Source organism: Salinarimonas sp. (assembly GCF_040111675.1).
Classification (GTDB): Bacteria; Pseudomonadota; Alphaproteobacteria; order Rhizobiales; family Beijerinckiaceae; genus Salinarimonas.
This window is the reverse complement of the sequence record NZ_CP157794.1, coordinates 3,052,367-3,076,374: the sequence shown is the minus strand read 5'-3', so window position 1 is coordinate 3,076,374 and position 24,008 is coordinate 3,052,367. Positions and strand designations below refer to the sequence as shown.

24 protein-coding genes and 1 tRNA gene are annotated in these 24,008 nt (G+C 71.0%); 13 read left to right on the top strand and 12 right to left on the bottom strand.

Features of this window, described 5'->3' with window-relative positions:
* Positions 1-58 precede the first annotated feature (58 nt).
* The 7 genes from ABL310_RS14320 to ABL310_RS14290 all read left to right on the top strand — a co-directional run bounded on the left by ABL310_RS14320 (position 59) and on the right by ABL310_RS14290 (position 7,553).
* Positions 59-132, top strand: a tRNA-Cys gene (locus tag ABL310_RS14320).
* Between the two features lie 205 nt (positions 133-337).
* The gene (locus ABL310_RS14315) at positions 338-1,009 is read left to right on the top strand and encodes a hypothetical protein (RefSeq protein ID WP_349367687.1); all 672 of its coding nucleotides are present in this window, start codon (positions 338-340) and stop codon (positions 1,007-1,009) included.
* Between the two features lie 49 nt (positions 1,010-1,058).
* Positions 1,059-1,496, top strand: a complete 438-nt coding sequence (locus ABL310_RS14310) for a DUF2267 domain-containing protein (RefSeq protein ID WP_349367686.1) — start codon at positions 1,059-1,061, stop codon at positions 1,494-1,496.
* Positions 1,497-1,606: 110 nt separating this feature from the next.
* The gene (locus tag ABL310_RS14305) at positions 1,607-2,275 is read left to right on the top strand and encodes a protein-L-isoaspartate O-methyltransferase (RefSeq protein ID WP_349367685.1); all 669 of its coding nucleotides are present in this window, start codon (positions 1,607-1,609) and stop codon (positions 2,273-2,275) included.
* A gap of 197 nt (positions 2,276-2,472) precedes the next feature.
* Positions 2,473-3,876, top strand: a complete 1,404-nt coding sequence (locus ABL310_RS14300; protein WP_349367684.1) for a TolC family outer membrane protein — start codon at positions 2,473-2,475, stop codon at positions 3,874-3,876.
* A gap of 162 nt (positions 3,877-4,038) precedes the next feature.
* Positions 4,039-4,734 carry a PopZ family protein gene (locus tag ABL310_RS14295; RefSeq protein ID WP_374730411.1) on the top strand — a complete coding sequence of 232 codons (696 nt, stop codon included), beginning with the start codon at positions 4,039-4,041 and terminating at the stop codon, positions 4,732-4,734.
* Between the two features lie 116 nt (positions 4,735-4,850).
* Complete coding sequence (locus ABL310_RS14290; RefSeq protein WP_349367682.1) at positions 4,851-7,553, top strand: valine--tRNA ligase; 2,703 nt, start codon at positions 4,851-4,853, stop codon at positions 7,551-7,553.
* A 196-nt stretch (positions 7,554-7,749) separates the two neighbouring features.
* Here the strand turns inward: ABL310_RS14290 and ABL310_RS14285 are convergent, their stop codons facing one another.
* From ABL310_RS14285 to ABL310_RS14260, 6 genes are all read right to left on the bottom strand, one after another.
* Complete coding sequence (locus ABL310_RS14285) at positions 7,750-9,000, bottom strand: MFS transporter (protein WP_349367681.1); 1,251 nt, start codon at positions 8,998-9,000, stop codon at positions 7,750-7,752.
* Entirely contained in the window at positions 8,997-10,340 is a 1,344-nt protein-coding gene (locus ABL310_RS14280; RefSeq protein ID WP_349367680.1) for an FAD-dependent oxidoreductase, read from the bottom strand. Before ABL310_RS14280 ends, ABL310_RS14285 begins: the two co-directional genes overlap by 4 nt.
* 62 nt (positions 10,341-10,402) lie before the next feature.
* Positions 10,403-10,738: a metalloregulator ArsR/SmtB family transcription factor gene (locus ABL310_RS14275; protein WP_349367679.1), complete on the bottom strand. Its 336-nt coding sequence runs from the start codon at positions 10,736-10,738 to the stop codon at positions 10,403-10,405.
* Positions 10,739-10,840: 102 nt separating this feature from the next.
* Positions 10,841-11,005, bottom strand: coding sequence for a hypothetical protein (locus tag ABL310_RS14270; RefSeq protein ID WP_349367678.1), 165 nt, complete (start codon positions 11,003-11,005; stop codon positions 10,841-10,843).
* 123 nt (positions 11,006-11,128) lie between these two features.
* On the bottom strand, positions 11,129-12,121 hold the full coding sequence (locus tag ABL310_RS14265; protein WP_349367677.1) for a DUF3137 domain-containing protein: 993 nt from the start codon (positions 12,119-12,121) through the stop codon (positions 11,129-11,131).
* 51 nt (positions 12,122-12,172) lie between these two features.
* The gene (locus ABL310_RS14260; protein ID WP_349367676.1) at positions 12,173-13,165 is read right to left on the bottom strand and encodes a DUF3137 domain-containing protein; all 993 of its coding nucleotides are present in this window, start codon (positions 13,163-13,165) and stop codon (positions 12,173-12,175) included.
* A 291-nt stretch (positions 13,166-13,456) separates the two neighbouring features.
* On the opposite strand from ABL310_RS14260, the gene ABL310_RS14255 reads away from it, so the two are divergent.
* The gene (locus ABL310_RS14255; RefSeq protein ID WP_349367675.1) at positions 13,457-14,677 is read left to right on the top strand and encodes a hypothetical protein; all 1,221 of its coding nucleotides are present in this window, start codon (positions 13,457-13,459) and stop codon (positions 14,675-14,677) included.
* Positions 14,678-14,763: 86 nt separating this feature from the next.
* Positions 14,764-15,714, top strand: coding sequence for an AEC family transporter (locus ABL310_RS14250; protein WP_349367674.1), 951 nt, complete (start codon positions 14,764-14,766; stop codon positions 15,712-15,714).
* 56 nt (positions 15,715-15,770) lie between these two features.
* Here ABL310_RS14250 and ABL310_RS14245 read toward each other — a convergent pair whose 3' ends face one another.
* On the bottom strand, positions 15,771-16,367 hold the full coding sequence (locus tag ABL310_RS14245) for a superoxide dismutase (protein WP_349367673.1): 597 nt from the start codon (positions 16,365-16,367) through the stop codon (positions 15,771-15,773).
* A 261-nt stretch (positions 16,368-16,628) separates the two neighbouring features.
* Here ABL310_RS14245 and ABL310_RS14240 point away from each other — a divergent pair, with 261 nt between their 5' ends.
* Entirely contained in the window at positions 16,629-17,915 is a 1,287-nt protein-coding gene (locus ABL310_RS14240; RefSeq protein ID WP_349367672.1) for a hypothetical protein, read from the top strand.
* Between the two features lie 4 nt (positions 17,916-17,919).
* Here the strand turns inward: ABL310_RS14240 and ABL310_RS14235 are convergent, their stop codons facing one another.
* The 5 genes from ABL310_RS14235 to ABL310_RS14215 all read right to left on the bottom strand — a co-directional run bounded on the left by ABL310_RS14235 (position 17,920) and on the right by ABL310_RS14215 (position 21,211).
* Complete coding sequence (locus ABL310_RS14235; protein ID WP_349367671.1) at positions 17,920-18,267, bottom strand: type II toxin-antitoxin system RelE/ParE family toxin; 348 nt, start codon at positions 18,265-18,267, stop codon at positions 17,920-17,922.
* Positions 18,257-18,526, bottom strand: coding sequence for a type II toxin-antitoxin system ParD family antitoxin (locus tag ABL310_RS14230; RefSeq protein WP_349367670.1), 270 nt, complete (start codon positions 18,524-18,526; stop codon positions 18,257-18,259). Before ABL310_RS14230 ends, ABL310_RS14235 begins: the two co-directional genes overlap by 11 nt.
* A gap of 86 nt (positions 18,527-18,612) precedes the next feature.
* On the bottom strand, positions 18,613-19,167 hold the full coding sequence (locus tag ABL310_RS14225) for an isochorismatase family protein (RefSeq protein WP_349367669.1): 555 nt from the start codon (positions 19,165-19,167) through the stop codon (positions 18,613-18,615).
* Positions 19,168-19,183: 16 nt separating this feature from the next.
* Positions 19,184-20,536, bottom strand: coding sequence for an aspartate aminotransferase family protein (locus ABL310_RS14220; protein ID WP_349367668.1), 1,353 nt, complete (start codon positions 20,534-20,536; stop codon positions 19,184-19,186).
* A 126-nt stretch (positions 20,537-20,662) separates the two neighbouring features.
* Positions 20,663-21,211, bottom strand: coding sequence for a DUF924 family protein (locus ABL310_RS14215; protein ID WP_349367667.1), 549 nt, complete (start codon positions 21,209-21,211; stop codon positions 20,663-20,665).
* Between the two features lie 248 nt (positions 21,212-21,459).
* On the opposite strand from ABL310_RS14215, the gene ilvC reads away from it, so the two are divergent.
* From ilvC to ABL310_RS14200, 3 genes are all read left to right on the top strand, one after another.
* On the top strand, positions 21,460-22,479 hold the full coding sequence (gene ilvC / locus ABL310_RS14210; protein ID WP_349367666.1) for a ketol-acid reductoisomerase: 1,020 nt from the start codon (positions 21,460-21,462) through the stop codon (positions 22,477-22,479).
* A gap of 94 nt (positions 22,480-22,573) precedes the next feature.
* The gene (gene pdxY / locus ABL310_RS14205) at positions 22,574-23,422 is read left to right on the top strand and encodes a pyridoxal kinase PdxY (protein WP_349367665.1); all 849 of its coding nucleotides are present in this window, start codon (positions 22,574-22,576) and stop codon (positions 23,420-23,422) included.
* A gap of 76 nt (positions 23,423-23,498) precedes the next feature.
* Positions 23,499-24,002 carry a VOC family protein gene (locus ABL310_RS14200; protein ID WP_349367664.1) on the top strand — a complete coding sequence of 168 codons (504 nt, stop codon included), beginning with the start codon at positions 23,499-23,501 and terminating at the stop codon, positions 24,000-24,002.
* Positions 24,003-24,008: the final 6 nt, after the last annotated feature.

The window sequence follows — 24,008 nt, the reverse complement described above, 5'->3', positions numbered from 1 at the left end:
TGCATCGGCGCGCGCGACGCTGATATGAGGATGGTCCGCGGCGGGAACGCCGCGGTGAGGCCTCGTGGCGGAGTGGTTACGCAGAGGACTGCAAATCCTTGCACCCCGGTTCGATTCCGGGCGAGGCCTCCAAACTTCCAATGGCTCGAAGCCGTGTCCGCGAGGGCGCGGCTTTTTCGTTGCGCGCGTCGCCGATCGCCTGAACGCGTCGACGGCGACGCGCCGGGCGTTCGCCTCAAACCCTGATCCCGCGCCCCAGCGTCGCCCCCTCGGAACGCGGCCGTGCCTCGTCCGTTCGCTCCCGACACGCTCACCCGAGCCTCGAGGAGCGACGAACTTGACGAGACCCACACGCCTCATCCCGCCCATCGCCGCCGCGGCGCTGCTCGCCGCCGCGCCCGCGCTCGCCCAGTCCCTCGCCCAGACCGGCGACGACGCGACCCTGAACGTGTTCGGCGACGTGGCGCCGCTCAACGACGCCCAGACCACCAACCAGGGCCCGCACGGCGAGGTGCGGATCGCGACGCTCGGCGATAGGCTGGAGATCGCGGTCTACGCCCGCGGGCTCGAGCCCGGCATGCACCGCGTCCACGTCCACGGCTTCACCGGCGACGACCCGCAGGCCGCGCGCTGCCCGACGCCGGCGGCGGACATCAACGACGACGGCTGGGTCGATCTCGCCGAGGCGCGGCTCGTCACCGGCGAGGCGCTGATCCCGATCACGACCGACACCGTCTCCCTCACCTACGACGAGGATTGGTACCCGGAAGCCGGCACCTGGGGCGTCCTCGACTTCGAGACGCGGGTGATGACGGAGGAGCTGCGCACGGCCGTGCGCGAGCGCCATGGAACTCCGCTCGCCCTCACGCGTCGCGTCGTCCTGATCCACGGCGTCTCGCCGGAGACCGAGCTACCGGTGACGGTCTACGCGCCGCAGGGGTCGAGCGCGCACGCGGCGACGCCCGTCGCCTGCGCGATGCTGATTCCCGAGACCGAGCGGCCCGTCTGATCGGCCGGCCGCGCCCGACGAGAGAGCCACACGAGACGAGGAGGACGGCATGAGCGCCCACGGACTCGAGGTGTTCGACAAGACCATCCAGACGACGGACGTCTGGCTCAAGGAGATCGGCGAGGACATGGGCGGCGACCGCCAGGCCGCCTACCACGCGCTCTCGGCGGTGCTGCGCACGGTGCGCGACCGCATGCCCATGGAGCTCGCCGCCCATCTCGGCGCGCAGCTGCCGATGCTGGTCCGGGGCATGTATTACGACCAATGGCGCCCGGCGGAGCAGCCGCACAAGGAGCGCTCGGCCGCCGAGTTCCTGGGCGAGGTCGCGGACAATCTCGGCCCGATGAAGCCGGTCGACGTCGAGGCCGCGACCCGCGCCGTCTTCGCCGCGCTCGCGCGCCACGTCACCGAGGGCCAGGTCACCAAGGTCCGCGACGCCATGCCCGCCGAGGTCCGCGCCCTGTGGGAGGGCATCGAGCCGCGGTGACCTGCGGCGCGCCCGGGCGGGCTCGGCCCGGCGGGCTCGCCACGCTTGCCTTTTGCGAGCCGATCCACCAAAAGCCTCACGGTTTCCGACGCGATTTCCACGAGGCTTCGATGATCGACTTCGCCCGCGTGCGCCGCATGATGGTGGACCACCAGCTGCGCACCTACGACATCACCGATCTCGGCGTCCTCACGGCGATGAACGAGGTCCCGCGCGAGGTCTTCGCGCCGTCGAACGCGCAGGAGCTCGCCTATTCCGACCAGAGCCTGCCGGTGGCCGCCGGCGAGGCCGGGCAGCGCTACCTCCTGCCGCCGATGATCTTCGGGCGCATCCTCCAGAACCTGCAGCTGCGCGCCGGCGAGCGCGCCCTCGTCGTCGCGAGCGGGCTCGGCTACGAGGCCGTGATCATGAGCCGTCTCGGCGCCGCCGTGACCGTCGTGGAGCCCGACGAGGCGATCGCCGCCACGATCCGCGAGAAGCTCGCCGCGCAGGGCGCCGGCGAGGTCGAGGTCGTCGTCGGGCCGATGGAGGCGGGCAGCCCGGACAAGGCGCCCTTCGACGTCGTCTACGTCAACGGCGCCGTGCAGAAGCGCCCGCAGGCGCTGCTCGAGCAGCTGAAGGAAGAGGGCCGCCTGGGCGTGATCGTGGGTGACGGCAGCCGCACCAGCCGCGCCACCCTGTTCGTCCGCTCGGGCGACGTGTTCGGCTCGCGCGCCATCTTCGACGCCGCCGCGCCTCTGCTGCCCCCCTTCCGGGAGGAGCCCGGCTTCGTCTTCTGAGCCGGGCGCGGACGCTGCGCGAATCGTGGTTTTGCGGCAACGGCCCGCGAGGAAATGCTCGAAAGGCGACGCATCGCCATTGCCCAGGCGGCGTCCCGACGTATTCTGCCGCCGCACGAAGCAACAAGTCCGCTCTCGTCGCCGCCTGCGCGCCGCCCCGCGGCGCCGCTCGGCGGAGCCAGCTCAGGGAAGTCTCGATGTCGCGCGTGAGGGTCTCCGGTAGGAACGCAGCGCTGGCCGCGGTCGCCTTCGCCTTCGCCGCGTCGGTGGCGCCCGGAGCCGTGACGCGCGCGGCGGCGGAAACGCTCGAATCGGCGCTGTCGCGCGCCTACATCGCCTCGCCGCTCATCAATGGAGAGCGCGCCGGCGTCCGCGCCGCCGACGAGCGCGTGCCGCAGGCCCTGTCGGGATACCGTCCGCGCATCAGCGCCAGCGCCGACATCGGTCGTTCCTGGTCGGAGAGCGAGAATCGCTTCGGCAACACCGTGCAGAGCGCTCTCACGCCGCGCGGCATCGGTTTGACCATCAACCAGACGATCTACAACGGCGGGCGCACCGCCGCCGGTGTTCGCCAGGCCGAAAGCCAGGTCTTCGCCGCCCGCCAGAACCTCGAGGCCTCGGTGCAGGACATCCTGTTCCAGGCCGCGCAGGCCTATATGAACGTGCTGCGCGACACGGCGATCATCAACCTGCAGCGCAACAACCTCGACGTCTTGGCCGAGCAGCTGCGCCAGACCCAGGATCGCTTCGACGTCGGCGAGGTGACGCGCACGGACGTCGCCCAGTCCGAGGCGCGGGTGGCCGCAGCGCGCTCGCAGGTGAGCCTCGCCGAGGCCAACCTGCGCTCCTCGATCGCGGTCTATCGCCGGATCGTCGGCGTCGATCCGCGCCAGCTCGCGCCCGGGAACGTGCCGGAGCGGCTGATTCCGGGCACGGTCGACGCGGCGGTCTCCATCGCGCTCGCGGACAATCCCAACATCACCGCGGCCCGGCACGCGCTCGACGCGGCCCAGGCTACCGTGCGGCGTGTCGAGGGCGAGCTGCTGCCGACGCTCGGAGTTCAGGGCTCTGTCAGCCATCGCTACGACAATTCGCAGAGCGGCGACCGCGCGACCTCCGCCTCCGTGGTCGCGCGGCTTGACGTGCCGCTCTACCAGGGTGGCGAGGTGTCCTCGCGCGTGCGTGAGGCCAAGGAGATCGCCCAGCAGCGCCGGTTCGAGGTCGAGTTCGTGCGCGATCAGGTCCGTGCCTCCGTGATCGCCGCCTGGGGGCAGTTCGAGGCGTCGACGGCGCAGATTCAGGCGGCCCAGGCGCAGGTCTCCGCCGCCGAGACGGCGCTCACCGGCGTGCGCGAGGAGGCCCGCGTCGGCCAGCGCACCACGCTCGACGTGCTCAACGCGCAGCAGGAGCTGCTCAACGCGCGCGTGAACCTGATCACGGCCCAGCGCGACCGGGTGGTCGCCGGCTACGCGGTTCTTCAGGCCATGGGCCGGCTGACGCCCGTCACGCTGTCGCTGAACACGCGCATCTACGATCCCTCTGTGCATTTCGAGCAGGTGGACGGGCTCTGGTACGGGACGCAGACTCCGTCCGGGCAGTGAGCGAAAGCGGGTGTGGGCGAGGGTCTCGGCACCTTTGCCTCGATACGTGAAGGCGCGTTAAGCTTTCGTTGACCATAACGGCCGATTCTCGGCCGCGACGGGAACCCGCGATCGACGAGTGCGCGCATGAGCTCCGCCAGCCAGAAGTCTCAAGAGCCCACGATGGAGGAGATTCTCGCCTCCATCCGGCGCATCATCGCCGACGATCAGGCTCCGGCTCCGGAGGCCGACGAGGAGGACGACGAGCCGGAAGCCCCGGCTTCGGGAAAGAATTCCCAGTCGGCCGTCGACGACATGTTCGATTCCTTCGACGAGGAGCCGGACCCGGAACCCGAACCGGAGCCCGAGCCCGAGCCCGAGCCCGAGCCCGAGCCCGAGCCCGAGGAGGACGAGGTGCTCGATCTCGGCGAGGTCGCCGAGCCGGTCGCGCGGGCGCCGCGCGAGCCGTCGCCGCTCGACCTCGAGCACGAGGACATCGACTTCCGCGACGCCGCGTTCGACCCCGACCCGCTGCCGGAGCCTAAGCCCGAGCCCGAGCCCGAGCCGATCTACATGGAGGAGCCGGAGGAGGAGGTCGCCTTCGAGGAGCCGGCTCCCTACGTCCCGCCGATCCCGGAGCCGCCGCCGCGGCGGCGCCTCGAGGAGGATCGCCTCCTGTCGGACACCGCCGACGCAGCGGTGAGCGGCTCCTTCAACATGCTCGCGCACGCGGTCCTGTCCAACCAGGGCCGCACCCTGGACGACCTCGTCAAGGAGATGCTGCGCCCGATGCTGAAGGAGTGGCTCGACGACAACCTGCCGACCATCGTCGAGCGCCTCGTCCGCGCCGAGATCGAGCGCGTATCGCGCGGCCGCTGACCGGCGCGCGAGCCATCCCAGCCCGTTGACTTGCGCGCCGGGCTCCGGTTGATAGCCGGAGCCTTCGGGCGCGCGTGCGCATTTCCGCTGTTTCGAGACACGATCGGCCGACTTCGATGATGGACAAGACGTTCGACCACCGCGCCGTCGAGGCGCGCATCGCCGGGATCTGGGAGAAGGCCGACGCCTTCCGCGCCGGGCGCCCCGAGCGTGTGGGCGCGGACCCCTTCACGATCGTGATCCCGCCGCCGAACGTCACCGGCTCGCTGCATATGGGCCACGCGCTCAACAACACGCTCCAGGACGTGCTCTGCCGCTTCGAGCGCATGCGCGGGCGCGACGTGCTCTGGCAGCCGGGCATGGACCACGCCGGCATCGCGACGCAGATGGTCGTCGAGCGCAAGCTCGCCGCCGAGGGCCGTCCCTCGCGCCGGGAGATGGGCCGCGAGGCCTTCCTCGAAGAGGTCTGGTCCTGGAAGGAGGAATCGGGCGGCAAGATCGTCAACCAGCTGAAGCGGCTGGGCGCCTCCTGCGACTGGTCGCGCGAGCGCTTCACCATGGACGAGGGGCTGTCGAAGGCGGTGCTGAAGGTCTTCGTCGACCTCTACCGCCAGGGCCTGCTCTACAAGGACAAGCGCCTGGTCAACTGGGACCCGAAGTTCCAGACGGCGATCTCCGACCTCGAGGTGCAGCAGGTGGAGACGAAGGGCCATCTCTGGCACTTCCGCTACCCGATCGAGGGGCAGGCAGGGCGCTTCATCACGGTCGCGACCACGCGCCCCGAGACCATGCTCGGCGACACGGCGGTCGCCGTCCATCCCGAGGACGAGCGCTACGCCGATCTCGTCGGCACGTTCGCGATCCTGCCGCTGGTCGGCCGGCGCATCCCGATCGTCGCCGACGCGTATTCCGACCCGGAGAAGGGCTCGGGCGCGGTGAAGATCACCCCCGCGCACGACTTCAACGACTTCGAGGTCGGCAAGCGGCATGACCTTCGTCTCGTCAACATCTTCGACCGCGCGGCTCACGTCGCGCTCGAGGACAACGAGGATTTTCTGGCGGACGCCGCGCCCGAGCCCGAGACGATGGCGCTGCACGGCCTCGACCGCTTCGCGGCGCGGGCGCGCGTCGTCGAGATGATGGAGGCGCGCGGCCTCCTCGCCGAGATCGTCGCCAACGTCCATGCCGTCCCGCACGGCGACCGCTCCGGCGTCGTCGTCGAGCCCTATCTGACGGACCAGTGGTTCGTGAACGTGAAGCCGCTCGCCGAGCGCGCGCTCGCGGCGGTGAAGGACGGGCGCACGCGCTTCGTGCCGGAAACCTGGGAGAAGACGTATTTCCAGTGGCTCGAGAACATCGAGCCGTGGTGCGTCTCGCGCCAGCTCTGGTGGGGTCACCAGATCCCGGCCTGGTACGACGAGGAGGGGAACGTCTTCGTCGCCTCCGACGAGGCGGAGGCACAGGCGCAGGCCCGCGACAAGCACGGCCGCGACGTCGCGCTCGTGCGTGACGAGGACGTGCTCGACACCTGGTTCTCCTCCGCGCTCTGGCCGTTCTCGACGCTCGGCTGGCCGGACGAGACGCCGGAGCTGCGTCGCTACTACCCGACGAACACCCTCGTCACCGGCTTCGACATCATCTTCTTCTGGGTCGCCCGGATGATGATGGCGGGACTTCACTTCATGGACGAGGTGCCCTTCGACACGGTCTACATCCACGCCCTCGTCCGCGACGAGAAGGGCGCCAAGATGTCGAAGTCGAAGGGCAACGTCATCGACCCGCTCGACCTGATCGAGCAGTACGGCGCCGACGCCCTGCGCTTCACGCTGACCGCCATGGCGGCGCAGGGGCGCGACATCAAGCTCGCGGTCTCCCGCGTCGAGGGCTACCGCAACTTCTCGACCAAGATCTGGAACGCCGCGCGCTTCGCCGAGATGAACGGCTGCGCGCGCACGGCCGGCTACGATCCGACGGCGGCCAAGGAGACCCTCAACCGCTGGGCGCTCTCCGAATGCGCCCGCGCCTTCGCCGAGGTGACCGCCGCGATCGAGGCCTACCGCTTCAACGATGCGGCCGCCGCCGCCTATCGCTTCACCTGGAACGTCTTCTGCGACTGGTATCTCGAGCTCTCGAAGCCCGTGCTCCAGGGCGAGGACGGGCCGGCCAAGGACGAGACCCGCGCCACCGCCGCCTTCCTGATCGACCAGGTCTGCAAGCTGCTCCACCCGTTCATGCCCTTCATCACCGAGGAGCTCTGGGCGGCGAAGGGCGAGGTCGGCCCCGCGCGGGACGAGCCGGTGCTGGCGCTCGCCGCGTGGCCGGACCATTCGGCCCTCCTCGACGCGGCGGCGGAGGCCGAGATCGGCTGGGTGGTCGACCTCGTCTCCGAGATCCGCTCCGCGCGCTCCGAGACCGGCGTCGCCGGCGGCGCGCAGATCCCGCTCCTGCTGCTCTCGCCCTCAGCCGAGGTGCAGGCGCGGGCGCAGGCCTGGTCCGACATGATCCGCCGCCTCGCCCGCGTCTCCGAGATCACCGCCGCCGAGACCGCGCCCAAGGCGAGCGCGCTCCTCGTCGTGCGGGGCGAGAGCGCGGCGCTCCCCCTCGAGGGCGTCGTCGACATCGAGGCCGAGCGCGCCCGCCTCCTCAAGGAGGACGGCAAGCTCGAGACCGACGAGACCAAGGCAAAGGCCAAGCTCTCCAACGAGGCCTTCCTGAAGAACGCCAAGGAGGAGGTCGTCGAGGAGATGCGCGAGCGGCTGGAGGCGGTGCGGGCCCGTCGGGCGAAGATCGCCGAGGCGTTGCGGCGGCTGGGGGGGTAAAGCCCTGTCATCCCGGATTGCGAAGCAAGTCCGGGACCCAGATCCACCATCGGTTCATTCAGCGTGCGCGAAAGCGCGCGCGTCCCGCGGCCTTCATGCCGTCATCACCGATGGCGGGACGCGGCGTTGCACGCCGCTGAGGAAAGCGCGGCGGCTCTGGGTCCCGGATCGCCTTCGGCGTCCGGGATGACATCCGTTAGCGCCCCCGCATCTGCGCCCAGATCAGCGCCACGAACACCGCGTCGAGCGCGGTGACGCCCATCAGCGCCCAGAGCAGCGCCGTCGGCCCGGCGGCGTCGAGCAGCCACGCGGCGGCGAGCGGCGCGAGCGCGGCGACGAGAAGCTGGGGGAGGGCGAGGCGGCCCATCAGGGCGGCGTAGCCGTGCGGGCCGAAGAGGGCGAGGGGCAGCGTGCCCTTGACGATGGAGCGGATGCCGATCCCCGCGCCGTACGAGATCAGCGCCAGCGGCAGGATCGCCGCGCCCGACGCCAGGATCGTCACGCCCGTGAAGGTCAGGAGCGCCGAGGCCGCGGCCGTCCAGATCGGGTGGTAGCGCCGGCCGATGGCGGCCTCCAGCACCCGCGCGCCGACCTGGCTCGGGCCCACCATCGCCGCGAGGCCGACCGCGGCGGCGAGCGCGAGGTCGCGGGTCTGCAGGAGCGTGATCAGGTGCACCGAGACGATGGCGGTCGCGAGCCCGCTGACCGTGAGGGCGGCCGAGAGGGTGAGGCGCAGCAGGCGGTCGTCGCCTGACGATCGAGCGGGCTTCGCGCCCGGGGTCGGCGCGCCGGCCGCGGCGGTCGTCGCGACGGGCGCCGGCGCCGGCCGGCGGGGGAGGAGCGCGAGGTAGAGCGGGGTCACCACGAGGACGTGGATCGCCGCATAGGCGAAGCAGGCGCCGCGCCAGCCGAAGGTCTCGACGAAGTAGGCCGAGAGCGGCCATCCCACCGTGGAGGCGAAGCCGCCGAACAGGGTGAGCGTGGTGATGGCGGAGCGCGCCGTGGAGCCGTAGAGCCGCCCCAGCGTCGCGAAGGCGGCGTCGTAGAGGCCGGCGCCCATGCCGAGCCCGATCACCAGCCAGGCGGCGAGATAGGCGATCCGGCTCTCCGCCAGCCCGAGCGCGAGGAGCCCCGCGGCCATGGTCAGCGCCGAGCCGACGAGCACCGGCCGGCCGCCGGTCGCCTCCACCATACGCCCGACCCGCGGCGAGACCAGGCTCGCCGCGACGAGGCCCAGCGTCAGCCCGCCGACGACGAAGGTCTTGGGCCACCCGGTCTCGGCCGCGATCACGGGGGCGAGCACGGTCAGGAGGTAGAAGGTCGAGCCCCAGGCGAGGATCTGGGTGATCCCCAGGACCGTGATCACCACGGGGCGGGAGGGCCTCGTCGGGGCGTCGGCCGGGGTCTCGCGGTCGAGGGCAGCGTCGGCGGCGGGCGGAGGGGTCAAGCGGCGGCTCCGCAGCAGGAGCGGGCGGGCGTCCTCGCCGGGGCTGCGGCGGGAGCGCAGCAGCCGACGTCGAGATCGCTCGTGCACACGCCGGTCTGCGGCAGCACCAGCGAGACCCGGTCCGCCTCCGCCCACGCGCCGGCGAGGGCGGCGACCACCGAGCGAACCTGCTCGTAGCCGGTCATCATCAGGAAGGTCGGCGCGCGGCCGTAGCTCTTCGCCCCGACGATGAAGAAGCCGGGCTCCGGGTGGGCGAGGGCGGCGTGGCCGTGCGGGGCGACGCTGCCGCAGGCGTGCAGGTTCGGGTCGATCTCCGCGGCGAGCGGGCGGGCGCATTCGAGCACCGGGTCGACGTCGATGCGCAGCTCGCGCGCGAGGCCGAGATCCGGCCGCTGGCCGGTGAGGGCGACGATCCGGTCGACCGGGCCGACCGTGCGGCCCGCCCCGTCGGCGACGACGAGCGCGCCGTCCGCGTCTTCCGAGATCGCGGCCGCGACGAAGCCGGTCTCGAGCCGCACCCCGCCGCCGGCGACGAGCGCCTGCAGCCGGGCGCCGAGGGCGCCGCGGGCCGGGAGCTCGTCCTCCTCGCCGCCGCCGAAGGCGCGGATCGGCCGCGCGCCGCGCACGGCCCAGACGACCGCGCCTTCGCCCGTCTCCTCCGCGAGGCGGGCGAGGTCGATGACGGCGTTAGCCGCCGAGTGGCCCGCGCCGACGACGAGCGTGCGCGCGCCGGCGTAGGGCGCGCGCTCGCGGCCGAGGACGTCCGGAATGCGGGTGGCGATGCGCGAGGCCGCCTCCGCCTCGCCGAGCGCGGGCACGCCCGCGCCGCCGAGCGGGTTCGGCGTCGCCCAGGTGCCGGTGGCGTCGATCACGGCCCGGGCGGCGAGTCGGCTGCGCCGGCCGTCCGCATGGACGACGTCGACGAGGAACGGCGTCCCGGCGCGCCCGGGGCTCTTCACCTTGTCCCGGCCGGCGCGACTGATCGCGACGGCCCGCGCGCCGGTCTCGACGCGTCCGTGGGCGGCGAGCGCCTGAGCCAGCAGCTCCAGGTAGCGCTCGGCGAGCTCGGCGCCGGTGGGCAGGGCGTCGGGCTCCGGCGGCGTCCAGCCGGCGCGCGCGAGCAGGCGCGCCGCGGCCGGATCGACGTCGTAGCGCCAGGGCGAGAACAGGCGCACGTGCCCCCAGTCCCGGGCATGGGCGCCGACCGCGGCGCCGGCCTCGAGGACGACGAAGGGCAGCCCGCGCTCGGCGCAATGCGCCGCTGCGGCGAGGCCGACGGGGCCGGCGCCGAGGATGGCGACGGGGAGATCGACGAGAGCGGGACTGGACGGCGCGGGCATGAGGGGCTCCTACGGTGGACGATAGTTCCAGAAATTTGGAAATAGGGGAGCGCGAAAAAGCGCTACACCGCCTCCTCGCGCGCGCTCCGGACGGGGCGGGGCGCGCAGCTCGAATCGACGCAGCACTCCTCCGACAGGAAGGCGACGAGCCCGTTCATCACGGGGTAGTTCGCCCGGCAGATCAGGCTCGTGCCCTGGCGCTCCTGCGTCACCAGCGCGACGCCGACGAGCGTGCGCAGGTGATGCGAGAGCGTCGAGGCCGGCACGCCGACGCGCTCCTGCAGCGCGCCGACCGCGAGCCCGGCCTCGCCGGCGCGCACCAGGGCGCGGTAGATGGCGAGCCGCGTGGGGTTGCCGAGCGCCTCGAGGCGCTTGGCGATGACGATCGTGGTGTCCATGGCGGCAGGGTGGCGCGGGGCGGGATCGTTGTCAACGGTATTTCTAGGAAAACCGAAATAGCGACGCATGCCGTCGTGCGGCGCCGCGCGCTGGTCGGTGGGTCAGCTCTTCTTGACGATCTTGGCCAGCTGCTTGAGCTGCGCCACCGCGTCCGCCAGCTCGTTCAGGGCGATGGTGCGCTGGCCGGCCTTGATCGCGGTTTGGCAATCGTCCAGCTGCTGCTTGACGATGTTCTCGATGATCGCGGCGATCTGGGCCTTGGTCATGCGCTCCTCTCCTGGGCGTTGAGGTCTGCGCCGCGGTTAGGGCAAGTGGCGGCGCGCGTCAACGCGGGTGAGCAGGCACGGCCCCTGTCGCTTCCCGTTCCGCCGGCGAAGCACGGCTCGCCGTCACTCGCCATAGAACCGATCGATCACGCGCAGCGGAAAGCGCATGTCGGCGAGCGTCGCGTGCAGGCGCGGCTCGATGGCGTCGAGGCTTTCCGAGACCGGGCCGACGGAGGCGAGCGAGAGGCCGGAGACGGTCAGGTGGAATCGATCGCCGACGAAGGCGCCGCCGACGGGACGCGGCTGCGCTTCGCCCTCGCCCTGCGAGAGCGCGAGCAGGGCGTCGAGGAAGGGACCGGTGACGAAGTCGCGCGCGGCCTGCGGGTTCTCGGCGCGCACCTCGAAGGCCTCCTCGAAGCCGGCATGGGGGATCTCGACCTTCTCGAGCCCCTTGAACCGGCTGTCGAAGAACCCGAACACGGCGTTGAGCACCCGCCCCACGTCGCGGCGGATGACGATCACCCCCGGCGCCGGGCGCGGCACGGAGAAGGTGGCGATCACGCCGGAAAAGACGGTCACCCGCTTCGTGCGGCTCCTGCCTTTGCTGTCGGTGTCGCGCTCGGTCTTGGAGAGGCTCGCCTCGCAGGCGGTGAAGTCGACGCCGCGATAATGGCCGGCGAGCCCGTCCGAGAACCCGGCGCGCTCGTACTGGGAGACGAGGCCGGCGTCCCGGAAGGCGCCGATGTCCGGCCGCTCGGCGGCCTTCGGATCGAAGCGCATGCCGAGAAAATCGGCGACGCGCGGCATGATCTCGGCCGTCACCCGCTCGGAGAACGCGTCCTGCCCGAAGCTGAACACGAGGATCGTCGCCGCCAGGGCGCCGAAGGCGACGAAGGCCGAGATCACCGCGGCGATCTCCCACCCGGGCGCGAACAGCCAGGCCGCGGCGAGCGCAACGACCGTGACGCCGCCGACGACGCGGAGCCGGTTCTTGCGCTTGGCGAGGATCGCGCGGCGCTTCTTCTCCAGCGGCCCGAGCCGCGGGACGATCTCGCGGGCGAAGACCTCGGCGAAGCCCTCCTCCCAGGGGTGCTGCTCGGTGAAGGTCGGCGTCACGGCTCTGCTCCCTCGGTCTCGCGATCAGGCTGCGCGATTCGCACGCGCCGGTCACGCGGCGTCGACATCGGCGCTCGCGCCGACCAGCCGGTCGACGAGGCGCTGCGGTAGGCTGAGGTCGGCGAGGAGCGCGTGGAGGTGCGGCTCGAGCCCGGAGACGCTCTCGCCCAGCGCGCCGGGCTCCAGGAACGGCGCGTTGCGGCGGATGGCGAGATAGAACGCCTCGCCCTGGAAGGCCGCGGTGACGGCGGGCTCTCCCTTCCAGCGCGCCTCCTCCGCCGCCAGCGCGACGAGGCCGTGCAGGAGCGAGGCCGGCAGCCAGGCGCGGGCCGCGTCGGGATCGCCGGCGCGCAGCTCGAACAGGCGCTCGAACGTCGGCAGGCCTGTCTCGACGCGCCGGAGGCCGCCGCCGCCATAGCGCCCGAAGGCGGCGGCGAGCGCGTTCAGCGGCCCGCCGTGCTCCGGCGCGATCACGATCGGCGTCGGCGCGGGCGTCTCGGTGGAGACGCGCAGCAGCAACCCGCGGAACAGGACCCTCTTGCCCTTGCCGCCGCGCCGCCGAACCCGCGCCTCCACGAGCGCGACGTCGAGATCGCGGTGGCGTCCGGCGACGCTGTCGCTGAGGGTGAGCTCGCCCTTCGGCAGGAGGCCGAGCCGCTCGAAGGGCTCGACGTCCGGCGCGCCCTTCGCCTCGCGGTCGTAGGCGAGGCCGTAGAGCCGGGCGGCGCGCGGCATGACGAGGTTTCTCAGCCGGTCGGAATAGGCCGCCTGGCCCAGGAAATGGCTCGCGACGATGGCGAAGGCGGTGAGGGCCGGCACGAAGCCGAAGGCGATGACGCGCCCGTCCCCGGGCGGGATCGCGGCGACGGCGAAGACGAACGCGGCGAGCCCGATCGCGACGCTCGCGGCGATGCGACGGTTGCGCGTCCGCCGCAACGCCTGCCGTTCGGCCTCGACCTCGCCGAGCTCGGGCGCGATCTCGGCGTCGTAGATCGCGGAAAAGCCGGCTTCCCAGGGGGCGGTCTCGGTGAAGCGCGGGATCATGGCGGGCTCTCCTCTGCCGGCGAACGGGTGCGGTGGTTTCGTCGGGGAGAGGGCCCGTGAGGTTCATTCTCGCTGCAGTGCATCATCCTCGGCGCTCTCCCGCGCGGCGAACCGGCCGTCGCGCTGCTGTGCCTGGACAGAAAGCAATCAAAGGAGTATGAATATGAATCGTGCAACTGCTGCCGGAGTTGGCTGATGGTGTCTATACAACGTGCGGGCATGCTTATTGACTCGTGATTGCGTAAATGCCTGATTGTGCGCCGCACCATCACTCCAACAGAGAGCCGCACGATGAACCTGACATTTCCCAAAGGCCACGTGCCGCGTTACGAGAATTTCGAGTTGACGGGTCTCCTCGACGAGACCATGCGCGAAGGGGCCGAGCGCTGCCCCTTCGCGGTTCCCGCCGACCGAAAGGCGGCCCTGACGAAGCGGATCGTCGCCACCGGCGTGCGCGACGTGGTCTTCGGCTCCGCCCCTACGGACCCGGACCTGATGGCCGAGATCCTCGCCGACCTGGAACGGGACGGCGACGCCGACGGCGTCCAGCTGGCGTTCATCCTGCTGCTCAATTGCTGGGAGCCGCTGTACGAGCGTTTCACGCGCTTCCCCGATCACCTCAAGGACCGGGTATGCATCAGCTTCGGCATGGTGGATCACCGGTCCGAGGAGCGCCTGTTCGAGCGTGCCTGCGAGAAGTTCCGATCGATCGGCTTCCGGCACTTCCGCGTGAGCCTTCTGAACAATTTCTCGTCGGGCGTCGACGAGAAGGCCTACGCGAGGATCGTCGACCAGATCGACCGGTCGGTGGCGATCGGGATCCGCACCGTCCGGATCAACGATTCGCTCGGGGTCTGCTACCCGGAGACGATGGCGGTGCTCGCCGCCAACCTGGTTCACGCGTATCCCGACCTGAGCTTCTGCGTCCATGCGCACGACGACAAGGGCCTCGGCCTGCAGAACGCCCTCACCTCGATCTATCACGGCTTCGATCTGATCGAAGGCGGCTTCGCCGGCTTCGGCAATCGTTCGGGCCTGCCCGCGATCGAGGTTCTCCTGAGAATATTCGAGGAGAAGAACATCACGATCCGCGGCCTCGCGCTCGATCACGAGACCGTTCGGGAGACGGCGTACGCCGCCGAGGACACGTTCCTCGTCGTCCCGAACGTCTACCGGCCCGTCTCGGGGCGAATCGTCAACTGGGAGAACCTCGGGGTGGCGAACATCCCGGACTACCTCGGGTCGGAACGGCGCGCCCGCAAGTTCCTGACCGACGTGGGAACGCACGACGAGACGCTCCGGGACATCCTGCGCAGAGCCGGAATCGCGACCCAGGAGAAGGCCAATGCGCTCGAGCCGCTTCGCGCCGCCCTGCTGGCCGAGATGGCGGAGACCTATGCGGCGAAGCGCACCGCCTACGAGGAGCTGATCGCGAACATCGTATCCCTCTACGACGAGGACGTGCTCTTCGAGGAGGCCGCCATCGCGCGGGCGCGTGAGCTCGCGCTCTGACCTTCGTCTCTGGACGGCGGATCGGCGGGGCATCCCGCCGGTCCGCATTTGGGGGCGTGAATCACGAGAATGAAAGAGAACGATAGATGATCGAGATCGTCGCGCCCATTTTCGCAGTCATCCTCGCCGGCTATCTGTTCGCGCTCTGGCGGGGCGTCGACAAGGCCGGGACGCGGCTGCTGAACGAATACGTGCTCTACGGGGCGCTGCCGGCGCTGCTGTTCGTCGCCGTGGCGCGGGCCGATCCGGCGGAACTGCAGCAATGGAGCTTCATGGGGGCGACGCTCGCCGGGATCGGCGCCGCCTTCGTGCTCGGGCTCCTCGCCGCTCGCGCGGCAGGCGCCGCCATGCCGAGGGCGACGATTCCCGCCATGGCCGCGTCGTACGGAACCACCGGCTACATGGGCGTCCCGATCCTGATCACGGCGCTGGGGACGGGGGCGGCGGTGCCGGCGGCCATCGCGACGATCCTGCACAACGTGCCGGTCATCATGACCGTCATCCTGATCAACGATCTGCTCGCACGCCGTGACGGGCCCGGCGGGGCGGGCGGCGCGATCGGCGGCGCGCTCAAGGCGACGCTGACGAATCCCCTCACGGTCGCCGTCGCGGCCGGCGTCGTCGTCAGCGTATCCGGTGTCGAGCTTCCCCGCTCGCTGGCGCTCTTCGCCGACTTCCTCGGAGCCGCCGCCGGTCCCACCGCGTTGTTCGCGCTCGGGCTGGGGCTCGCTCAGCTGGACGCCTCCGCGCTGCTCGACAGACGCCGGATCGCGACGATCCTGCCCCTCATCGGCATCAAGATCGTCATCCAGCCTCTGGTTACCTTCGTCGTCGCGGTCTGGGTGCTCGGCATGAGCACGAGCGATCCCTGGTTCGTGGCGGCGCTGATCATGGCCGCGCAGCCGATCGGGGCGGGCGTGTTCGTGTTCGCCTCGAAGTATCAGCATTTCGAGGACGAGACGTCCGTGGCGATCATCGCCTCCCTGCTCGTCGCGCTCGTCACGCTTCCGATCCTGCTGGCGGTCTACGCGGCCTGACGCGTCCCCGAAACGAAAACGGGGCCCCGCGGGGCCCCGTCCGTGATCCGATCCGCTCAGATCGCCTCGTTGTAGAGCTTCTCGACGTATTCCCAGTTCACCAGGTGGTCGAGGAAGGCCTTGAGGTAGTCGGGGCGGCGGTTGCGGTAGTCGATGTAGTAGGAGTGCTCCCACACGTCGCAGCCGAGGATCGGCGTGGCGCCGTGGACGAGGGGGTTCTCGCCGTTGGGCGTCTTCATGATGGCGAGCTTGCCGTCCTTGACGGCGAGCCAGGCCCAGCCGGAGCCGAACTGGCCGACGCCCGCCGCGGTGAAGTCGGCCTTCATCTTGTCCACGCCGCCGAGGTCCTCGACGATCTTCTTCTCGAGCGCGCCGGGGATCGGGCCGCCGCCGTTGGGCTTCATCCAGTGCCAGAAATGCAGGTGGTTGTAGTGCTGGCCGGCATTGTTGAACAGCGCCTGGTTCGTGCCGTAGGAGCCCTTGACGACCTCCTCGACGGACTTGCCGGCGAGCTCGGAGCCCTCGAGCAGCTCGTTGCCTTTGGTGACGTAGGCGTTGTGATGCTTGTCGTGATGGAATTCCAGCGTCTCGGCCGACATGTAGGGAGAGAGCGCGTCGTAGGCGTAGGGCAGCGGGGGGAGCTCGAAAGACATGGGGTTACCTCCTTGACCTGGGATCTCGGAGCGCGCTCGTGCGCGCGGCGCCTCAGAACTAAGCCTCGTACGTCGCCGCGGCAACCGGGCGCGGGGGCCCGCGGCACGTGAGGAAACGCGTCAGCGGGGTTTTTCGGCGAATTTTCCTCCGGCGAATGCGCGGCAGGATGGCGTCGAGATAACCTTGGTTGATTGGCAAGGGCGCAGGCAGCCCTTACCGTGGCGCGGCGTTCGACGGTCACGCGTATCGAAGGTGGGTTCATGTTCGCAGCTCTCTACGGCCTCGCCGCCGTCATGGTCCTGGCCGGCGCCTGGGCGGTTTTCGCGGGATGGGAGCTCCTGCTGCTCGAGCGCGGCTGGTCGATGCTGATCGCCGGCGCGACCCTCGCGACGGGCGGCCTCGTGCTCGGCGGCGTCGCGGCCGTGGCGCAGGCGTTGGCGAAGCGGCTCGACGCACTGGGCGAAGCCGTGCGCGCCGCGGCGCGGACGCAGGCGCCCGCCTTCCCCAAGCGTCCGACGCCGGCCGAGGCGACCGGCGCGCCAGTGGCGCGGGCCGAGCCCGTGCCGCCGCCGCCGGCGCGGGAGATCGAGCCCAAGGTGCCCCAGAAGATACCGCCGCAGGAACCCGTCGCCCCCGCCGGGCCGGCGCCGGTCGCGGCTCTCGGCATCGGCGGGGTGGCGGCGGAGGCGGTGGCGCCCGGCGCGACGCGGCCGGCGCCGGAGCCCGAAGGCGGCCTGCCCCCGCTCGATCTGGGCACGTCGGAGCCGGAGCCGGAAGAGAGAGGCCGGGTCGGCGAGGAGCCGGTCGAGGCGGATCTCGGCGAGCGGGATCGCGGCGAGGAGGAGCGCGCCGAGGAGGAGCGAGCCGAGGAGGAGCGCGCCGAGACGGAGCGCGCGACCCCGGTGTCGGACGCCGTGCGCGCCGGCGAGGCGGCGCAGCCGGCGCCCGAGCCCGAGCCCGAGGACGTCGCGACGTCTCCCGCGCCGGAGCCGGTTCCCGGGGCGGCGGCCGCCGCGGGCCCCGGCATCGAGGAGCCGGTCGTCGGCCGGCGCGAGCGCGGCCGCATCGAGGCCGAGGCGCAGGCGCTCAGCCGTCGCCTCGAGGAGAGCGCCGCCGCGTTCGGTGTCCCGGCCCAGCCGCAGGCGGCGCCCGCGCCGGACGCTCGGGAGGAGGAGGCGGCGGGCGAGGAGGTCGACCGCCTCGCCGCGGCGCTCTCCGAGCCGGCGCCTCCGCGCGAGCCGGGCCGCGCGCTCGCGGAGGTGGCCGAAGAGACCGAAGCCGAGGCCGCCCCCGCGAATGCGCCCGAGGCGGAGGACGCCGCCCTGGGCGAGAGCCCCGCCGAGCCCGCGGCCGAGGCGCCCGGGGCGCCGGTCGTCGTGGGCACCCACGTCTCCGGCGCGAACCGCTACGTGATGTATTCCGACGGCTCGATCGAGGCGGAAACACCCGAAGGCCGCCTCCTGTTCGGCTCGATCGACGAGCTGAAGGGCTACATCGCGTCCGCCGGCCAGGACCCCACCGGCGCGAGCCAGACGGAGCCGCGGTAGGTGGTCACTCCGAGAGGAGGCGCAGGAGCATGCGCCGACGGTGCTCCTGTCCCTCGAGGAAGACGCCGACCAGGATCACGAGTGCGCGTGGCTCGTCGATCGTGAAATAGTAGATCGCCCGGTCCATCGTCACGTGCCGCAGACCGGGCGAGACGTCATCGTCGCGCTGCCCACGAAACGGGTGCGCTGCCAGCGCATGCGCGCGCATTCGAATATCCAGGACGCGCTGCGTGGCGCGCAGCCGTGCGTCGGCGCTTGTTTCCCCGAAGCTCCGATAGCTCGCGTGCAGGTGGCGATAAATCAGGCGAAAGTCCCTCGACGCGCCACGCGCGACGCGGAGCTCAAAGGTCATCGTCGCGATGTTCTTTGGCAATCATGGCGAGGATCATGGCATCCATCTCCTCGCCGGTGACGAACTCGCCCTCCAGGCGGGGGAGGAGCACGCGCCGCAGCGCTTCGCGCTCCATTTCCTCGTCCTCGATCCGCTCGCGGAAGACTTTCAAGCTCTCCTGGACGACGGCGCTCACGCTGCCGAACCTGCCGGATTCGACCAGGTTCCGGACGAAGGCGTACTGGTCGTCGGTGAGCGAGATCGAGGGCTTCACGGTCATGGATCTGCTGCGCTCCCGGAGTGGCTCCAGGGACAAGGTAGCACCCGGTGGCACTCGCCGCAAATCGCGCGATCGCCGAGCGCCCCTCACTTCACCAGCGCCAGCACGTCCTTGAACGCCGGGTCGTCGCCCCGCTCGGCCCACTCGAACAGCGCCATCTCGCTGGTGACCGAGTGCCCGCCGGCGTGGAGCAGGCGCGCGGTGGCGGCGTGGACGCTCTCCTCGGCGCGGCTCGCCACCGCGTCGGCCACGACGAAGACCGCATAGCCGCGGTCGATCAGGTCGAGCGCCGTCTGGAGGACGCAGACATGCGCCTCGGTCCCGACGAGCACGACCTGGTCGCGCCCGCGCGCCCGGTTGGCGTCCAGCCAGCCGGCGATCTCCGCATCGGCGGCGGCGCTGAAGGCGATCTTCTCGAAGACCGGGGCGTCGTTCGGCATCGCCGCGCGGATCGCCCCCGAGAGCGGCCCGATGCCCTTGGGATAATGCTCGCTCGCCGCCACCGGAACGCCGAGCCGCGCCGCCGCGCGCGTGACGATCGCCGCGCGCGCGAGCGCCGCCTGGCCCCGCGGGATCGCGGCGAGGAGGCGCTCCTGCAGGTCGATCACCAGGAGCTGCGCGCGGTCGCGCCGCATCAGCATGGGCCGTGCTCGCGCATCAGGCCACGGCGCGGATGACGCGGCCCACCTTGTCGATCAGCTCGCCGATCTCGTCCTCGGTGATGATGAGCGGCGGGGTCAGCGCGATCGTGTCGGCGGTGATGCGGATCACCGCGTCGTGCTCGCGGAAGGCCTGGTCCATCGCCGCGAAGGCGCGCTTGCCGACGCCGTCCGCGTGCGGGGCGAGGTCGATGGCGCCGACGAGGCCCACCGCGCGGATGTCGAGCACGTTCGGCAGGTCCTCGAGCGACATCATCGCGTCGATCCAGACCGGCTCCAGCGCGCGGGCGCGGGCGAACAGGTCCTCCTCGCGGTAGATGTCGAGGGTCGCGATCGCCGCGGCGCAGGCCAGCGGGTGCCCGGAATAGGTGTAGCCGTGGAACAGCTCGATGACGTGCTCCGGCCCCTTCATGAAGGCGTCGTGCAGGCCCTTGCGCACGATGACGCCGCCCATGGGCACCGTGCCGGAGTTCACCGCCTTGGCGAAGGTGATCATGTCGGGCACGACCCCGTAGCGCTCGGCGGCGAAGGCGAAGCCCAAGCGCCCGAAGCCGGAGATCACCTCGTCGAAGATCAGGAGGATGCCGTGCTTGTCGCAGATCTCGCGCAGGCGCTTGAGGTAGCCCTTCGGCGGCGGCAGCACGCCGGTCGAGCCCGCCATCGGCTCGACCACCACCGCCGCGACAGTGGAGGCGTCGTGCAGGGCGACGATGCGCTCGAGGTCGTCCGCGAGATGCGCGCCCCATTCGGGCTCGCCCCTGGTGAAGGCCTGGTGCTCGCGGGAATAGGTGTGGGGCAGGTGGTCGACGCCGGCCAGCAGCGTGCCGAAGAACTTGCGGTTCGCCACGATGCCGCCCACCGAGATGCCGCCGAAGCCGACCCCGTGATAGCCGCGCTCGCGGCCGATGAGCCGGGTCTTCTGGCCCTGGCCGGAGACGTTCCAGTAGGCCAGCGCGATCTTCAGCGCGGTGTCGATCGCCTCCGAGCCGGAATTGGTGAAGAACACGTGGTCGAGGTCGCCCGGCGCCAGCTGCGCGATGCGCGAGGCGGCGGCGAAGCCCTGGGCGTGGCCGAACTGGAAGGCCGGCGAATAGTCGAGCTCCGCGGCCTGACGCTGGATGGCGGAGACGATCTCGTCGCGATTGTGGCCGGCGTTGCAACACCACAGGCCGGCGATGCCGTCGATCACCTGGCGGCCGTCGGGCGTGTGGTAATGCATGCCCTTGGCGCCCGAGATCATGCGCGGGGCCGCCTTGAAGGCGCGGTTCGCCGTGAAGGGCATCCACCAGGATGAGAGGTCGTTGGGCGCGTGCACGTCGTTCGCCGCCCGCATCGTCGTCCCCGTATCCATGAGCCGTCCTTCCCTCGTCGTCGCCGATCCGCGCGTGTCGCGCCCGCACGGATGCTAGCAGCGTCCGCGCGGGAAAGGAAAGCCGTGCGAGCGCGCGTTCGGGAATGCGATCCTGATCCCCGCCGCTCAGCCGCGGAAGGCGCTCTCCTCGAGGAACGCCGCCTCCTCGGGCGTCGTCTCCCGGCCGAGGATCGCGTTGCGGTGCGGGAAGCGGCCGAAGCGGGCGACGATGTCGCGATGGTGGCGCGCCCACTTCACTCCGTCCTCGTCCCCGGCCTCCTCGCTGAGCGCCACCGCGCGCTCCTGCATGGCGAGGTCCTCGGCGTGCTGGAAGGGCAGGAAGAAGAAGCGGCACATCGGCGGCGGGAAGGCCTTGTGGTGCCCGCGCTCGATCGCCCGCTCGGCGACGAGCAGCGCCGCCGCGTCCGTGCGGTAGACGTCCTTGGTGCCGCGGAACATGTTGCGCGGAAACTGATCGAGCAGGATGAGCAGAGCGAGCGATCCCTGCGGGGTGAGCTCCCACTCGTCGAGCCGGCCGGAGGCGGCCGCCTGGTGCGTCTCCCCGAAGCGCTCGCGGATCTCGCCGTCGAGGGCCTCGTCCTTCGAGAACCACTTCTCCGGGCCGGCGGCCTCCCAGAAATCGACGATCTCCCGGTCGGTGGCGAGCGCGCTCATCGGATCCTCCGCGTGGTGGCGTCGCGGGAGGGGATAGCACGCCCGTCCCGCTTTCGTCTCACGCCCGAGCCCTTTTTCGCGGAAGCCCTTGCGCCCGCCGCCATCCCCGCTACAAGCGTGCGCGGCGTGCAGCGATGTTGCGCGGCCGGACGGGCCTGCGCAACGAAACGCCGGCGGCACGCGGGGCGAGCCCCGAGAGGATGGAAGATCGATGGGGGTGCGCCCCCCGGGTGAGAAGGGAAACGACCATGCGCGTCTATTACGATCGCGACGCCGACATCAACCTGATCAAGGGCAAGAAGGTCGCCGTCGTCGGCTATGGCAGCCAGGGCCACGCCCATGCGCTGAACATGAAGGATTCGGGCGTCGCCGAGGTCGCGATCGGCCTGCGCGAGGGCTCCGCCTCCGCCCGCAAGGCCGAGGCCGCCGGCCTCAAGGTCATGAGCGTCGCCGACGCGGCGCGCTGGGCCGACGTCGTCATGATGCTCACGCCCGACGAGCTGCAGGCGGACATCTACAAGGACCACCTCGAGGCCAACATGAAGCAGGGCGCCGCCCTTATGTTCGCCCACGGCCTCAACGTCCACTTCAACCTGATCACGCCCCGCGCCGATCTCGACGTCCTGATGGTCGCGCCCAAGGGCCCGGGCCACACCGTGCGCTCCGAGTACCAGCGTGGCGGCGGCGTGCCGTGCCTCGTGGCCATCGCTCAGGACGCCTCGGGCAATGCGCACGATCTCGGCCTCTCCTACGCCTCCGCCATCGGCGGCGGGCGCGCCGGCATCATCGAGACGACCTTCCGCGAGGAGTGCGAGACCGACCTGTTCGGCGAGCAGGTCGTGCTCTGCGGCGGCCTCGTCGAGCTGATCCGCGCCGGCTTCGAGACGCTGACCGAGGCGGGCTACTCGCCGGAGATGGCCTATTTCGAGTGCCTCCACGAGGTGAAGCTGATCGTCGACCTCATCTACGAGGGCGGCATCGCCAACATGAACTACTCGATCTCCAACACGGCCGAGTACGGCGAGTACGTCACCGGCCCGCGCATCATCACGCCCGAGACCAAGGCCGAGATGAAGCGCGTGCTCGACGACATCCAGACCGGCAAGTTCACCCGCGACTGGATGCTCGAGAACAAGGTCGCCCAGACCTCCTTCAAGGCCATCCGCGCGCGCAACGCCGCCCATCCGATCGAGGACGTCGGCGCGCGCCTGCGCGACATGATGCCCTGGATCAAGGAGAAGGCGCTGGTCGACAAGGACAAGAACTGAGCCTTCCGGGCGCGGCGGTCGCCGCCGCGCCCGTCATGACGCGCGCGTTCGGGGATGCTATGGTGAGCGCATCCATTGCGAGCACGGCGCGCCCATGAACATCCTCTCGATCCAGTCCCACGTCGCCTACGGCCATGTCGGCAACGCCTCGGCCGTCTTCCCCATGCAGCGCCTCGGCTGCGAGGTCTGGCCGATCCACACGGTCCAGTTCTCGAATCATACCGGCTACGGCGCCTGGAAGGGCCGCGTCTTCGACGGGCCGGCCATCGAGGAGCTGGTGGAGGGCATCGCCGAGCGCGGCGTGCTGCCGTCCTGCGACGGCGTGCTCTCCGGCTACATGGGCTCCTCCGACATCGGCACGGCCGTCCTGTCGGCCGTCGCGCGGGTGCGAACGGCGAACCCGGACGCGCTCTATTGCTGCGATCCCGTCATCGGCGATGTCGGCCGCGGCGTCTTCGTGCGCCCGGGCATCCCGGAATTCATGCGCGACCACGCCGTGCCGGCGGCGGACATCGTCACGCCGAACCAGTTCGAGCTCGACTTTCTCGCCGGCCGCGACACGAAGACGCTCGCCGACGCCAAGGCCGCGGTCGGCGCCGTGCAGGAGCGCGGGCCGCGGGTCGTGCTCGTCACCTCGCTTCACGTCGAGGACACGCCCGACGGCTGCATCGACCTGCTGGCGGGGGAGGGCGGGCGCTTCTGGCGGCTGCGCACGCCGATGCTCTCGGTCTCGGTCAACGGCGCGGGGGATGCGATCGCGGCGCTCTTCTTCGTCCATTACGCCCGCTCCGGCTCGGCCGAGACGGCGCTCGCGGAAGCGGGGGCTGCGATCTACGGCCTGCTCAAGCGCACGCAGGACGCCGGCTCGCGCGAGATCCTCACGGTGGCGGCGCAGGACGAGTTCGTGAACCCGACGCGGCGCTTCCCCGTCGAGGCGGTTTGAGGGCGCCGGAACCGGAGCGGCGCGCTCCCGTTGGCGCGGGGACACGGTTCACCCCGCGCAACCGGGAGCGATTTCCATGACCCTCACCCTCTCGCGCCTGCACCATGTCGGCATGATCGTCAGCGACCTCGACGTCGCCATGGCCTTCTACGACAAGCTGCTCGGCATGAAGCCGACGCAGCGCGCCGACATCGACAAGTCCGCCGGTCTCGCCCGCCAGTTCCAGGTGGAGCGGACGGTGGCGCGCGTCGCCTTCTACGAGGTCTCCGGCGGGGTCGCCGTCGAGCTGATCGAGGTGCGCGAGCCGCCCGAGGCCAAGGTGCAGCCCCAGGCCTACGTTCCGGGCTCCAAGCACGTCTGCTTCCTCGTCGAGGACGTCGACGCCACCTACGAGGCGATGAAGGCGGAGGGCTACGTCTTCCACGGCGAGCCCTGCCATTTCGGCGACGAGACGCCGGAGCTGAAGGGCATGAAGTTCGCCTACTTCCGCGATCCCGACGGCAACATCGTCGAGATCATCGAGGACCCGAACAAGAAGGGCCTCCTCGCCAAGGCTGCGCAGACCGTCGGCCTGGGGTAGGATCGC